This is a genomic window from Agrobacterium sp. DSM 25558 (assembly GCF_900100825.1).
Classification (GTDB): domain Bacteria; phylum Pseudomonadota; class Alphaproteobacteria; order Rhizobiales; family Rhizobiaceae; genus Agrobacterium.
This window is the reverse complement of record NZ_FMUD01000044.1, coordinates 1-14,382: the sequence shown is the minus strand read 5'-3', so window position 1 is coordinate 14,382 and position 14,382 is coordinate 1. Positions and strand designations below refer to the sequence as shown.

Genomic DNA, 14,382 nt, shown 5'->3' with positions numbered 1-14,382 from the left:
CTTTTTCACCCTTCGAAGTCCTTCAGGAGAAAACCACATGAAATTCGTTCTTGCAGAAACCTACAGCTACTGGTGGCCTGTCACGGTGCGTGCTCCGCATCCTGACGAACCCGGCAAAATCCTCGAACGCACGCTGAAAATGCAGTTCGAGCCGCAGCATCGTGAAGAGGCGATCGCCGCACAGGAAGCACACGATAAGCTGACGACACAGCGTGAGCGTGAGGCTCATGAGGTCAAGCAGCTCGCCAAGGTTTGCAAGAATTGGGACGATGTCGTGGACAACGACGGTGGCGCTATCGCGTTCACTCCTGAAACCGTGACGCAAGCGCTCAACATCAGTTGGTTCCGCCAAGGCGTCTATCAGGCCTATTCCGAAAGTCTCAGGGGCGACGAAGCCCGCTTGGGAAACTGAAGGCGGCGGCACGGGCGTGGGCCTATGCCGAAATGGGCCGCCCCGATCCCGCTAGTGTCGCCAGTCTGGATGAAGACGTGGCGGCGCAATTCGAGTGGATGGGTATGGAAATCGACCCCTCCGACATCACTTCCGAAGAAGATGAGGCATTCAAGGTGTTTGCGACCAACTGGGAAAGTGTGCTCGCATTTCTCGCCTGCGAAACGCAGTGGCGGGTGATTGCCGGTGCCAAAAAGCTCATTTGGCTTGGTCTTGATTACGTCGCCGTCGACATCGTTCTTCGCCAATATGAATTCCCTAACGCTGTCTTTGCCGATCTTCAGGTTATGGAGCTTGAGGCGCGGTCTGTTCTGAGAGGTGCGCCCGAATGAGCAGACAGATGGAATTCGAGTTGATCTTCCGGGCGCAAGCCGCTGCTGCGAAGAATGCCACCAACGAACTGCGCAACGATGTTGCCGCGTTAGGAAATGAGGTCACCAAAACCGCTGCTGCCTTTGACAAGGAAGCAGCGGCGATGAACCGCGACACAGAAGCCGCCCGCAAAAATGCCGATGTCACCAATGCGCTGACAAAGGCGGAAGCCAAGGCGCGGCAGGAAGCGTTGGAAGCCTCTGGCGCTGTCACGCCGACGACACCGGGCCGCAGGCCGCGCCAGACGCAACCGCAGTCGCCGCAGAACCCAGCAACACCGCCAGCTCCACCCGCGCCACCTGTCCCGCCAGTTCCACCGGCGAACGATAACGAGCGCCGCGACCGCAATCGCCGCCAGAACCTGACCTATCAGACATTCGATATTGGACAGGGCATTGCCGGTGGAATGCCTTTGCCGATGATTGCGGCCCAGCAGCTCCCGCAGATCGCGCAGCTTTATGCTGGTCAGGGCGGCGTGAATGAAGCGCTGAAGGATTTTCGTGTCATCGCTGGTGGCGCTGCCCGTGCCATCACGCCTCTGACTGTCGGTATTGCGGGTTTGACCACAGTTGTTGCCTTGGGCGCTATCGCCTACAGCGGATATCTGCGATCTACCAAGGAAGTCGAAACCGCTGCTTCTGGCCTCGGTCGTGCTGTTGCTGGCAGCGCGGCCGACATGGAAGCTGCCGCGCAGGCCGGTGCCAGCGTGGCCGGAATTTCCACATCTGCCGCCCGCACCATGGAAGCGCAGTTCCTGCGCACGGGCCGGATTGGTTCGCAGAACTTCGAAGCCCTGATCAGTGTTTCCAAGGATTTCGGCGCGACTATGGGCATCACCACGGCTGAAGCCGGGTCGATGCTGGCCGAAATGTTTGCAGACCCCGCAAAAGCTGCTGAAACGCTCTACCAGAAATATGGCCTGATCGACGCGGCGACCGCCCGTCAAGCAACTAATCTTGCCGCGCAGAACCGCCAGTCCGAAGCGCAGGCCGTGTTGCTGAAGGCCCTACCAAGTCAGCTTGCTGACGCCAGCGAGGCGACAACCGCACTTGGCCGGGCATGGGACGCTGTTGCCCGTGGTGCCAGCAACGCTTTCGATAATGTCGGTAGCTTTCTGGATCGTCAGATTTCCGGCCCGACGCTGGACGAGCAGGTTGCAGAAGCTGAAGCGGCGCAAAAGCGTCTGTCGTCAGGTCTGGGTTTCCGCGATCTGCTCAATCCGTTCACGACAGCGGACATTGTCAGCCCCGCTAGGCTGAAGCAGTTGCAAGAAGAAAAGCGCCTTCAAGACGAAGCTGCCGCCGAGCGAAAGCGGGCAGCGGAAGAAAACCGCCGCAGCGTTGCAGCCGTGACCCTGTATGAGGCATCGCCTGCCAATGCCCGGAGTATGCAGGAGCAAAAACTCCGCAATGATATTGCCGCACTTAGAAGCGGCAGCGGATTGAAGGGTGTCGATGAAGCCCAAAACAATGCTGCCATCGACGCCAAAACGCGTGTGCTCGATGCGCTGATCAATCGTCAGCAGCGCTCTAACGAGCTAGACCGGCTTGAAATCCAGATCGCCAATGAGCGAAACCCGCTTTTGCGCGCCGAACTGGAAGCGCGCCGCTCCCGCCTGCAAATGGCGGATCAGGAAGTTTCTGCCGAAACAATTGCGACCGAAGCGGCCCGCGCACGCAACCGGGTGATCGAGGAAACAATCGCGACGGCGTCTTCGCAAGCTGCCGACATGAAGGTGGAAGTCGAGACGCGTGGTCGTCTGAATTCGCTGGTAGCATCCGGTGCCATCACGTCTGCCGATGCAAATCGCATGCTTCAGGAAGAAGCAGCACTTCGCCCGTTGATCGCCGCTGCGGCCAAAGCCGAAGGCGATGAAAAGGCCATGCTTCTGAAGCAAGTCGAAGATTTACGCTCTGGCTATGCGGGCCTTGCCGCAGAGGAAAAACGCGCTTCCGTTATGGAATATATGCGGGGCCAGAATGACAAGCTTGAACAGCTCCGGCTTGAAAAAGACCTTGTCGGCGCGAGCGCATCGACGCGGGGCGAGGCGATAGCCCTTCTGGAGACAGAACAGCGCATCAGAAGCATGGGCCTGTCAACGACCAGCCGGGAAGCCGCGCTAATGCGTGAAAAGGCTGTCGAGACTGCAAAGCTGACACGGGAAATTGAAAGGCAGGAGGATGCTTGGAACCGCGTTAAGCAAGCTGGCGAAGACGCGATTGGCGGTGTCGTGGACAAGCTTTCCGATGGTGACTTGGGCGGCGCGCTCGATGCCGTGAAAGATGCCCTGACCGGGTTTGTCAAAGACGACATCAAGGCAAACCTGAGCAACGCCCTTCTTGGCACTAACAAGGGAACCGCAAACGACATCGGCGGCATCACGGGTATTTTTACGCGGTTGATGGGCGGCGGCGAGAAAGACCCGGCCTCACTCGTTAGCCAGGCGCTCGGTCAATCTGTCGGCACCATGTCCGTTACAGCAGCCAGCGTTATGATCAACGGTGGCATGGCGGGCGGTCTTGGTGGCCTCCTCGGCAACAATGCCGCGAATGACAACTCCAACATTTTGCAGTTCCCCGGTTCGATGGATGCCTACGCCAAGGCAATCAAGTCGATTGAGAGCGGTGGCAACTACAATGCACTCGGCCCGATCACCCGCACCGGCGACCGTGCCTATGGTGCCTATCAGGTCATGGGGGCAAATGTTCCATCATGGACGAAACAGGCACTCGGCCAGTCTCTCACGCCAGAGCAATTCCTCGGTAATTCATCTGCGCAGGACGCCGTATTCAAGAAAATATTCGGTGGCTACACCTCGAAATACGGCGCGTCCGGTGCAGCGCAGGCATGGTTTGGCGGTCCGGGTTCTGTTGGTAGTGGCGGGACAGCAAAAGATATACTCGGCACGTCAGGCACTGCCTATGTCCAGAAATTCAATGCTGCCCTCGGCTCGGCAACGCAAAGCACCAACATCGCTGCGCAAGGCCTCGGCAATCTCGGTACGGGTTTCAGTCAGTTCGGCCAGAACCTGACAAGCTTGTTTCCATCGGCTCCCAGCGCTGGCGGCGGCGGCATCGGTGGTTTCTTCAGCAAGCTGTTCGGAGGCCTGTTCGGCGGTGGCCTCAACCAGTCGATCCTCAATGCGTCACCGCAGACGGCGGCTGCAATCGCATCTGGAAGCGCCGGCCTTTTTGATGTGGGCGGATGGACTGGCCCCGGCCAGACGAAAGACATTGCGGGCGTGGTTCATGCTGACGAGTTCGTATTCTCAAAAAAGGCTGTTCAGAAGATTGGCGTGCCGAAGCTGGATGCGATGCACAAGGGCTTGCTGCGCGGTTACGATACTGGCGGCTATGTCAGCGCCGGTTCTGTCTATCCGTCCGCTGTCGCTGCCAATTCTAACGCCGCTTCGGGCGTGTCCATCTCTGTGAATAATTACTCCGGTCAAGAAGTCCGCACGGAAGAGACCACCGATAACAGGGGCAACCGTCAGGTCACGATGTCCATCGGTCAACAGGTTGCGGCAACCGTCAGTCAGCGTGGCAACCCTATGCGCAACGCCATGCAGCGTGAATTCAGGCTGAAGGCTCCGGGGATCAGACGATGACGCACCCGATCTGGCCGACTGACCTCCCAAAACCCGAACGCGGCACATGGCAATCCAGCCCGCAGGATGCGCGCCTGAAGCGCCGGTCTGATGCTGGCCCGGTAAGCTACCGCCGCCGTTTTTCGTCTGCCTCGCGCACGGTATCCCTATCCATCGTCGTCAATCGCAACGGCAAGGAACGGTTCGACCGTTTCTTCCAGCGCGACACCAAAGGCGGATCATTGCTGTTTTGGATGCCCGATCCAACCACGGAAGGTTGGGCGCTCGGAACCAGCGACGGCGCGGCGCTGCTCACCAGTGGTGGTGCCCGCATTCTCATGGCGCGGCGTTGGCTCGTGACTTTTGGCGGAAGCCTACCGGTGGAAACTGTTCAGGGCGTCGAATTCCGTTTTTCGTTTTCAGTCGAGGTGATGCCATGAGATGTACCTACTGCGGCTCAAACCAGCATAATTACGAGTATTGCCCAAAGACATGGGGCGGCAGCACTGCCCGTCTCCATCTTCGTTGCGCCTATTGCGGCGGTCAAAACCACAATTATGAAGCCTGCCCGAAACTCGGATGCGCAAGTAATCCTGATGGTGTGATCCTTCTGGACAAGCGCCCATGAGACGCGTCAGCTTCAACGCTCGAATGGCGCAGGATGCACAGGCATCAGCTGAAATCTATGTCGCGCTGTTTCAGATCGAGCATCCCGAACTGGAAAAGCCTATCCGGCTTTCAACTGATAATACCGAACGCCTTTCGAGCGACCCTCTTTATTACGGGACACGCTCCACATGGCGCGGTGCCAATCCGATCCGAGATCCTTTTTTGTGGATCGTCGCGTCAGCAGTCATGCCTTCCGATTTGGAGGATGCTCCAGCGACAGCACAGATCGTCCTCGAAAATCTGGATCAGGAAATCGTCAATCTGGTGCGCTCGTTCACGTCACCCGCGACGATCCACATGGCGGTGGTCATGGCCTCGTCACCGAACCTGATCGAAGCCGAATACACCGATCTCAACATCATCTCTGCCGACATCGATGCCGGGGAAATCTCACTCTCGATCAGCCGGGAGGAGATTGAGCTGGAGTACGTGCCGGGTGGCCGAATGACCGCAAGAACATTTCCGGGGCTGCACAAATGAATTCCATGAACCGCGTTATAGATCAGCATTGGAGCGACCGCTTCGTGGGTGTTCCCTATTTGGAATTCGGGAGAGATCGCGACGGCTGCGACTGCTGGGGGCTGGCCTGCACCATTTACCGCGAGGAGCTTGGCATTCGGTTGCCTGACTATCTCGGTTACGGTTCGGTGGAAGAGCATGGCGAAATCGCAGCGCTGGTTTCCGGTGCCACAACATCACCATTGTGGATGCCAGTCAGCGGTATCGCCATCGCCTTTGATATTTCCGTTTTCCGTCGCGGCCGACTTGATACCCATGTCGGGATTGTGGTCCATCACGGCCTGATGATCCACGTGGCCGAAGACGATTGCGCCAAGGTGGAAAGCTACCGTTCGGGTGCTTGGGGTCATCGGCACACCGGCACATATCGCCACGTCAATATGATTTCGAGGGCAGATTGATGCCCGCGCAAACGGCCCTCATTCCTGTGCTTGCCGCGCCGATGATTGATCCAGCCGCTGGGCGCATCGACATCGCCATGCCTGTAGGCTCAACCATAGCGGAAATCGTTAGAGCCGCGCTGCCAAACCTGTCTTCTAACGACTGGCATCATTGCCGTGTTGCCATCGTCAGCGAACGCGGCTCCATCATCATTGCTGCGGAACACTGGCGTTCGGTTCGTCCTCGTGAGGGCGTTCGTGTCGTCATTCGCATCGTGCCGGGAAAGAATGCGCTAAAATCGATCCTGTCGATTGTCGTCGCCATCGCAGCGGTCGCACTTGGTCAGTTCTGGGCTATTCCGGTGGCGAGTGCGCTCGGTATCTCCACGGGCCTTGCGGCAGGCTTGATTGGTCTTGGCGTGACCGTGATCGGCAATCTCCTGATCAACGCACTGATACCGCCGCCCAAGCCGCCGCAATCTCTTAACGCCGAAAATCGGTACAGCATCACCGGATGGCGTAACCGACTTGAGCCTGATGCCGCCGTTCCCCTTCCGCTTGGCACCACGCGCTATGCGCCGCCGTTCGGGGCTTACACTTACAGCGAGATCGTTGGCGACTGGCAATATCTGCGCTGCCTGTTTTGCTTCGGATACGGGCCGCTTTCCCTTTCTGGTTTCCAGATCGGTGACACATCTTTGTCAGAATATGACGAGGTAGATATTCAGGTTCGAGAAGGCAGGCCCGACGATGAGCCTCTTTCGATGTTTCCGCGCCAAGTCATGGAAGAAAGCGTCGGCGCTGAACTGCTGATGCCGTATCCACGTGATGATCGCGGTGAAATCATCAGCGGCAGTTCACCTGAAGAAGATCGTGTTGTCAGAACCACCGGTGGCGATGCTTCAGGCGCGAGCGTCATTCTCGCGTGGCCGGGTGGCCTCGTCCGGTTCAATGACAAGGGTAATCCGGTCAATCATACCGTGACTATCCGCATCGATCAGCGCCGAATTGACGCTGAAGAATGGCAGGCAGTCAAAACCATCACGGTACGCGCCCGCAAGCTAGAGGCTTTCTATCGCCAGCACACATGGACCTTTCCGACTCGTGGCAGATGGCAGGTCAGCTGCACGATGCTAACGGCAGAAACCAACGATTCAAAAATCCAGCAGCGCACGAGCTGGGCAGGATTGCAGACAATTCGCCCGGAATATCCGCTGAACTTTCCGCACCCGCTGGCGCTTGTTGCACTTCGCATTAAAGCGACACATCAGCTCAACGGTCAGCTCGACAATTTCAACGCACTGGTTTCACGGCCCTGCCTTGATTACGAGCATACGAGCGGGGCATGGATCGAGCGGGAGACCAAAAATCCGGCTTCGTTATACCGCTACGTCTTTCAGTCACCCGCCAATCCAAAAGCCGTTTCAGATACTGCGCTTGATCTGGAAGCGCTGGCGGACTGGCACGATTTCTGCCGCCTGAAGGACTTGAAATATGATCGCGTTATCGAGGAGAAAACCACCACGCTCCGCGACCTCCTGACGGAGATCGCCGCCGCAGGCCGTGGCAGTCCACGTCATGATGGCCTGAAATGGTCCGTGACAATTGATCGCCCCGACAAGCTTAGGGTTGACCACGTCAGCCCACGAAACAGCTATGATCTGCGGATTTCCCGTTCTTACGTCGAGCCACCCGATGGCTTCCGCGTATCGTTTCAGGATGCGACGAACGATTATAAAGCGGCGGAACGCATCGTTCCATGGCCGGGCAAAGAAGCTGGAAGCCTCTTGCTTCTGGAAGAGCTGGAGCTACCGGGGAAAACTGACCCCGACGAAATCTATCTGGAAGCGCGTCGCCGCATGTACGAGGCGACGCACAGGCCAGACGTGTACACAGTCTCGCAGGACGGCCCGATCCGGGTCGCAACCCGTGGCGACCTCGTTCAGCTTTCCAGCGACATCATCAACCGTGTCCAGGTCGCGGCCCGCGTGAAATCCACGGCTGGCCGCTTCATCGAGATTGATGAGGTCGTGACCATGGAAGACGGCAAAGGCTACGCTGTCCGCTTTCGCACTGGCCTCACCATTGAAGACACCATAGGCAGCTCCATCGTTAGAACGCTGGTGAAAACGCCCGGTGAGAAAAGCGTGCTGCTTGTGAACGGCATTGGCGAAATGCCGATTGCCGGTGATCTCATCCACTTTGGTGAGGCTTCCACAGTGGATTATCCCGTAGTGGTGACAGGTGTCGAGGCGGGCGAGGACTTCTCGTCTCATCTTCGACTGATCGACGCAGCCCCAATCATTGACGAATTGCTGGATGCTGAAGTCATTCCGCCGTGGTCCGGTCGCGCCGGTGCTGAAATCCCCGAAAGCGCATTGCTTCCACCCACGCCGCGTTTCAGCTCTATTCGATCCGGTTTCACCGGCACCGATGAAGTCAATCGCATCGATTATCTCATACAGGCTGGCAGCGGCTCTGTGCCAAGCTCCACGTTTGAAGTGCAGCACCGGGCTAATGGCGCGACGGTTTGGAACACCATTACCGTTCCCGCTGCGGACGGCGGCGGCTCGCTCATGATGTACGTGAACGGTGCGGTGGTTCAGATGCGCGCCCGTGCGCTATCAGGCAATGGAACGCCGGGAGCATTCACAGCGGTTATCACCTTTACGGTAGGTGCCGACGATATCGGCATTCCGACTGCTCTGCCATCCAGCATGGTCACCGTGGGCGCATTGCTCGGTGCGGCTGTTGTCCAGTTCGCCACCGGCGACGATGCGAATGTGTCGCTAGTCCAGCTCTACCGCTCCACCTCGTCGGTTCTTAATCGTGCGACTGATGCCGTATCGCTTCTGACTGTCCAGCCATCCCGCAGCTATACCGCACCCGTGGGCGACACCACGCGCCAGAACCTGTTGCTGAACGGCGCAATGGACAATGCAGGCACTTGGACGGCTGGCGACGGCTGGGCGATCCCAGCCGGAAAGGCAACCAAAACAGCAGGGACGGCCAGCACGCTTTCGCAACCACTCGCCGCAGAGAGTGGCAAGTATTACCGAATTTCCTTCCTGCTCTCAGATGTGACAGCCGGGAATATCACGCCAGAGCTGCTGGGCGGATCGACCCGCAACGGAACGGCCCGCACCTCTAACGGCACCTTCAGCGACCGTATTCAGGCGGTCACTGGCAACAACACCTTCGCGCTTGCTGCCTCCGCCTCCTTTGCCGGATCGGTCGATAACGCTGTCACCTATCTCGAAACATCCACCTGCCTTGCCCAAGGCATCCATTACTTCTGGCTTGAACCCCAAAACGCAGATGGCATTCCCGGCCCCGTCGCCGGTCCCTTCTCCGTGACCATCCTTTGAGGACATCATGAACGCTATCCTACCTCCCGTTATGACGACGAATATCGCCTACCAGACCGCCGTATCTGACGAAATTATCGTGAACCGCGACGGATCGACCGGCGTGCAGGCGACAACTGATCTCGCCGTGCAACTGGCAGCAACGTCGCCGCTCGATCTGGCAGGGTTTCAGGCACCGCTGTTTGCCACGGAAGTGGCGCTGAAAGCGGCCATACTGACGGATAAGGTTTCAGCGTGGGTGTTCAATGACCCGGATGCTGACAACAATGGTGTCTGGTCGTGGACCGGGGATGAATGGGTTTGGACGCTTCCACTGCCTTATTCGATTTCGGTTTTGCATAATGCGGGAGCTGGGAGCGCCAATTCAATTTTAGCAACCTCAAAGGTTCCTCTTATCGAGGGTCTCGTGGTTGTGCTGCCTATAACTGAGACGAATACAACGTCGCCAGTTTCTGTGACTGTCAACGGGCAAAAGACGTTTACCATCAAGACTATGACTGGGTTTGATATCTCAGAAGGTGGCCTAGTTGAGGGGATGATGCTGATCGCTCTAGTCGCCGACAGTGTGCTCCGCCTCTTAAGCGATCAAACGAGCATAGCTGTTTTGGCTGCAGCAGAGGCAGCAGCAGCGAGAGCAGAGTCGGCGGCTAGCGGTGTCGTTTCGATGGCAACATTCAAAACAGTCACCGCGTTGATTGACGACAACAGAGAAGTTCTCAGCTACTCGGTTGGGGCGGAGTTTGTAGTATCGGACGGAAGTCGAGTAGAGGCAGGCCCATTCGTCTATGAAGTCCTCTCGCCCTTGCGAAACGATTGGCATGTGTCAACGGCTGGCGGTGTGCTGCTTCAGCAAATCAACGGCCACAACGGTGGTGTAAACATCCGGGCTTTCGGAGCAGACACGTCCAAAACCAACAATTATCCGTTCATTCAGCGGGCGCTTGATACCGGCAGAACCGTTTATATCGACTTTGGTGCCTATGCCATTTTAAATGATGAACTCGAAATTATAACGCGAGGACAGAGGTTTGTTGGCGTAGGTATGGGCTTCGGCTACACCGGTAACACGGCCCAGTGGGTAAACGGTGCAATAACGCCATCTTGGTCGAGCCCTGTTTTTAACTGGCAAGATGCTTCAACATTGTTGTTCAAGGGGGTTGGCACAAAGCGTATTCGAACGCGCATCCGCCACCGGGCTAGTGCGGCTGATCCACAAGACAGCCCGCTATCGGTAGCTTTGAATATCCAGAACGATGGAGTGCAGATCGAAGGCGTAGCTATTCGGCTTTATGTCGAGCCGCCAGCCGGTGGGCCAGCCAGTGAGTTGACCGATAGCGTGGATAATCTCGGCGCAGATTATGATGTCGGCATATTCATCGGTAGCCGCCTTGGCGTTTCCCTTCGTCGGGTTGCGTCCATTGGCTATTTTCGAATGGCAGAAATCTGGGGCGATAACACCCAAAGTGAGTTGACGCCGCGCTTTTCTAGCCCGCGCGGATTTGAATATCCGCAAGGCGTAGCTAGAACTGGTGGTGACGGATGCTTGATGGATCAGGTATTCACCGCTGGTGGTCGATGGGGTGTGAACATTCAGGGTGCGAAGCCCGCTACCGGAGGCACCGATTACGGTCCCGCCTATTACGATCAGCTTCGCGGCGAAACGGTAGCTGACACTCGCGGGCTTTGGGGCTGGTCAGACTTCCAGATGATCAACTGCCAAATTTTCGGCGGCACTCATCATACCCGCAAACGTTTGTTCGATATGAAGGCATCTCCTAGCGTAGCAGACGACTGGGATGTCGGCGGTGCCTTCAATATCGACGGCCTTGCAGTCAACGGCAATAAGGCGATCCATGGGCATCGCTACATCAATTGTCGGTTCCAATCATATGCGCCATTCTGCGTGCGCATCGATAGAAGCGCTCGTGACGCATTTTTCGGATGCATGATAGAAAACCCGCAGCCTTACGTAATGAAGCATGATGGAACCATCATCGGTGAAGCTGATGCTACGAACTGCTTTGGTGGGCTTGCCTCTACCACAAACCACAATTTGCTGTCGATTTTGGAAAGCCAGGTTCCCTTTTTCTCGACGTGGTTGCCCATCAAATATGGCGATACGATTCTCAGCAATTCTTCTCTGTCGAACAGATACTTCAGGACACCCTATAACGAAGCTCGGTTTTTGTCTGACGTTCAGGCCACTACATCGAGGATCTATCTGGGGTATGACGCGAACCCAACGGCCGTCACCATTTCACGCTCGCCATCAAATTCCCTTTTGATTGCGACCAGCAATGCATTTTCGGTGCTGAATACGTCAGGCACAACGCTGTTCTCTATCCCGGCCACTGGAAACGCGGTCTTTTACGGCAATGCTTATCCGAACGCCGACAACGCCCACTCTATAGGTCAAGCGTCAAACCGCTTCTCGGTGGTCTATGCCGCTACCTCAACTATCAACACGTCGGACGCGATGTTGAAAGCTCTGCGAGACGGCTCGCCGGTAAACGAAGATTGGCAAGTTTCGTCCTTAACAGATGCGGAGCTTGCCGCATCCGCTCAGATCGCCAAAGAAATTGGTGTGTTCAAATTCAAAGATGCGGTTCGGGAGAAAGGTGAGGCAGCACGTTTGCATGTCGGTCTCACTGTCCAGCGCGTTATAGAAATCATGGAGGCCCATCACTTGGAGCCATTCGCGTACAGTTTCATTTGCTTCGATGAGTGGAACGCGGAGGAAGAAGTTCGGGATATCATCGAAGAACATGTGGATGATGGAATTACTGTTGGGAAGCTTCCAGACGGTGTTCTCCTCAGGCTGGATGACGGTCAAATCGTTACGCTGCCCGACGCAAGGCTACCGATCGACCATTTGGTGCCCCCAAATACTGTAGTTTTGAAGGAGGTTGTCATCCATCCGACGAAGGCAGCCGGTAGCGTCTACAGCTTCAGAGACAGCGGTCTTCAGTATTTCATTCTTCGCGGTCAAGAGCAGCGATTGTCGAATATGGAAAAACACCTCGGTATGAACTGAAAGGAAAACCGAAAATGTATGAGATTAACGGCGTGAAGGTAGACCCCAAGTGCGAAAAATGCGGGTCCACCCATGCAAAAATAAAAGCATCAGATGGAATAGTTACCCATCTGTCTTGCTTGTCTTGCGGTGAGGTTCGAGTAGACGCTGACATGTCGGCGATTAAAGCCCCCGTGGGTTGATTGCATTTGATGTATCGTTGTAGTTGTAGCAAAAATACAGGGAGGCAAAATGCTACTACGACAAGGATCATATCACCCTGCACGCCCGGCGTTACCGACAGGTGCGCCGGAGACCAATGGGATTGATGTCCGCGCCGATACGCATTGGGGCGCTTTCGGTAGCCGCCTGACGGGTATCGTTGAAACCCCCGTCCGAATTGAGGGTGGAAGGTATGGCGACGTTGGCCGTATTGGGGCTTTTACATACATCAACTCAAACGCTACTCTTCGTTATATCGAAACTATCGGAAGGTTCTGCGCAATAGGACCAGATTTGGTCTGCGGATATCCAGAGCACTCAATCGAAGCGCTTTCACCCCACATCCTTTTTCCTGACTTCGACTCAGAATGGGCATCGGGTTTTCATAGTCTCGGCGTTGATCCAGATAGAGAGAAACAGGTGAAGTTGCTGCGCGATGATCTTGCTAAATCGACGAAGAAAAAGATTGTCATTGGGAATGATGTCTGGATAGGCGGGCGCGTAACAATTGCTCGTGGGGTTCATATCGGCGACGGCGCGGTCATCGCAACGGGATCGGTGGTAGTCAAAGACGTTGGGCCTTATGAGATTCATGCGGGAGTGCCCGCGCGGCACTTGAGGATGAAGTTTGATCAAGAGATCGTTGATCGCCTTCTACAAATTCAGTGGTGGAGATATGGGCCGGACATTTTGAAGGGCCTTGATATTTCCCGACCCGGATTGGCCCTCGCAGAGCTTGAGAAGAGGGTCTCATTCGGCTTTCCTGAGTATCGGTCGGACGAGTATCACATTGAAGCGAGAAAAGACGTGGCAACAAGAATCCCTTGCCAACAAGGAATCTAAAAAAAGCCTTCAGGTAGGCAAGCGTTTGTTTTGGTGTCCGAAAGCTAACGCCGTTTTGTCCAGAAGGCCGCGCCGCGCCACATATGCAAGCGTCTGTTTTGGTGTGCCAAAGCTGACGCGAGTTTGCGCCAAAGGTCGCGCCGCGCCACAGTCCCTAAGGGGCTTCGGTCTCACATCCGCCACCGCACAGGGCATTAAAACGCCAAAGGACGGTGAAGGGAAGTTACAAGGGGGGTAAGCCACACCCTTAAGCCTCTCCAGCAAAATACTCCCCAACAAAATCAACACCTTACCCAAAAGCCCGCAAGAACCTCAAAAAATCCCCCCGCACTTTTCTCCACGGCGTGCGAATCACCCGCACAATCTCCCCGTTCCGCCCTCGGATACACCGCAAGGCGTTGCGGCGAGGCGGGACCGGCGCTGGTGGTGAAGGCATACGCAAACCTTCACCATCGGGGTCTGGCAGCGATTTCCCCGGTGGTACGGGAAAAGGGGCAGCGCCGGTTTCGGACCGGCTGGCGCAACCCTTCTACCGTCCGCATCGGCCCGCTGTGCCTTGGCCCGCAAACCGTTGAAGGTTGCGGTGTCGGGTCACGGCGGTCCGGCGCGTCCGCCACCGGGTGTACCGACAGCTCATCGGCTTCTGGTCGAACGCGACCGTGAGGAGCTTGAAGCGAAAGTCAGGCGGTACACAGGAACACGCTGCATCTGCCCCGCACCAGAGATGGTGCGGACGGATCGCTTAGAGACGAATCGGCCGGGGCTGGCGGATGCGGACCTTGCGGAAAACGGATCGACCCTGTCCCGCGCCTCGATCAATCGGCGCGGATCAGGACGAAGGCAGATGTGGCCGAACTGGCAGGCGGGATGTTTCAGCAATGAAGCCCTGCCGCCCGGAAGGTGAAGGGTCGGACCTTGAACATGTCCGACCGGTTATCCGGCAAGGTTTCCAAGGTTTC

9 protein-coding genes are annotated in these 14,382 nt (G+C 56.6%); all 9 read left to right on the top strand.

The features are described 5' to 3' along the window. Nucleotides 1-37 precede the first annotated feature (37 nt). Nucleotides 38-412, top strand: coding sequence for a hypothetical protein (locus DSM25558_RS24700; RefSeq protein WP_077107286.1), 375 nt, complete (start codon nt 38-40; stop codon nt 410-412). A gap of 32 nt (nt 413-444) precedes the next feature. Next, nucleotides 445-783, top strand: coding sequence for a DUF1799 domain-containing protein (locus tag DSM25558_RS24695; RefSeq protein ID WP_083716648.1), 339 nt, complete (start codon nt 445-447; stop codon nt 781-783). Beyond that, on the top strand, nt 780-4,430 hold the full coding sequence (locus tag DSM25558_RS24690) for a phage tail length tape measure family protein (protein ID WP_077107285.1): 3,651 nt from the start codon (nt 780-782) through the stop codon (nt 4,428-4,430). The genes DSM25558_RS24695 and DSM25558_RS24690 overlap by 4 nt, the downstream gene beginning before the upstream one ends. Further along, nucleotides 4,427-4,849 carry a hypothetical protein gene (locus DSM25558_RS24685; RefSeq protein WP_077107284.1) on the top strand — a complete coding sequence of 141 codons (423 nt, stop codon included), beginning with the start codon at nt 4,427-4,429 and terminating at the stop codon, nt 4,847-4,849. Before DSM25558_RS24690 ends, DSM25558_RS24685 begins: the two co-directional genes overlap by 4 nt. Nucleotides 4,850-5,033: 184 nt before the next feature. Then, on the top strand, nt 5,034-5,558 hold the full coding sequence (locus DSM25558_RS24675) for a hypothetical protein (RefSeq protein WP_077107282.1): 525 nt from the start codon (nt 5,034-5,036) through the stop codon (nt 5,556-5,558). Beyond that, nucleotides 5,555-5,998, top strand: a complete 444-nt coding sequence (locus DSM25558_RS24670) for an NlpC/P60 family protein (protein WP_200800798.1) — start codon at nt 5,555-5,557, stop codon at nt 5,996-5,998. Before DSM25558_RS24675 ends, DSM25558_RS24670 begins: the two co-directional genes overlap by 4 nt. After that, nucleotides 5,998-9,345, top strand: a complete 3,348-nt coding sequence (locus tag DSM25558_RS24665; protein ID WP_143240239.1) for a TipJ family phage tail tip protein — start codon at nt 5,998-6,000, stop codon at nt 9,343-9,345. Before DSM25558_RS24670 ends, DSM25558_RS24665 begins: the two co-directional genes overlap by 1 nt. A gap of 7 nt (nt 9,346-9,352) precedes the next feature. Beyond that, complete coding sequence (locus DSM25558_RS24660; RefSeq protein WP_143240238.1) at nt 9,353-12,379, top strand: tail fiber domain-containing protein; 3,027 nt, start codon at nt 9,353-9,355, stop codon at nt 12,377-12,379. 231 nt (nt 12,380-12,610) lie between these two features. Continuing rightward, nucleotides 12,611-13,423, top strand: a complete 813-nt coding sequence (locus DSM25558_RS29735) for a CatB-related O-acetyltransferase (RefSeq protein WP_077107280.1) — start codon at nt 12,611-12,613, stop codon at nt 13,421-13,423. The last annotated feature ends 959 nt before the right edge of the window (nt 13,424-14,382 follow it).

What these genes read in the sequence shown, in the direction of transcription:
- DSM25558_RS24700 (WP_077107286.1), top strand. Translation starts at nt 38, where the DNA reads ATGAAATTCGTTCTTGCAGAAACCTACAGCTACTGGTGGCCTGTCACG.
- DSM25558_RS24695 (WP_083716648.1), top strand. Translation starts at nt 445, where the DNA reads ATGGGCCGCCCCGATCCCGCTAGTGTCGCCAGTCTGGATGAAGACGTG.
- DSM25558_RS24690 (WP_077107285.1), top strand. Translation starts at nt 780, where the DNA reads ATGAGCAGACAGATGGAATTCGAGTTGATCTTCCGGGCGCAAGCCGCT.
- DSM25558_RS24685 (WP_077107284.1), top strand. Translation starts at nt 4,427, where the DNA reads ATGACGCACCCGATCTGGCCGACTGACCTCCCAAAACCCGAACGCGGC.
- DSM25558_RS24675 (WP_077107282.1), top strand. Translation starts at nt 5,034, where the DNA reads ATGAGACGCGTCAGCTTCAACGCTCGAATGGCGCAGGATGCACAGGCA.
- DSM25558_RS24670 (WP_200800798.1), top strand. Translation starts at nt 5,555, where the DNA reads ATGAATTCCATGAACCGCGTTATAGATCAGCATTGGAGCGACCGCTTC.
- DSM25558_RS24665 (WP_143240239.1), top strand. Translation starts at nt 5,998, where the DNA reads ATGCCCGCGCAAACGGCCCTCATTCCTGTGCTTGCCGCGCCGATGATT.
- DSM25558_RS24660 (WP_143240238.1), top strand. Translation starts at nt 9,353, where the DNA reads ATGAACGCTATCCTACCTCCCGTTATGACGACGAATATCGCCTACCAG.
- DSM25558_RS29735 (WP_077107280.1), top strand. Translation starts at nt 12,611, where the DNA reads ATGCTACTACGACAAGGATCATATCACCCTGCACGCCCGGCGTTACCG.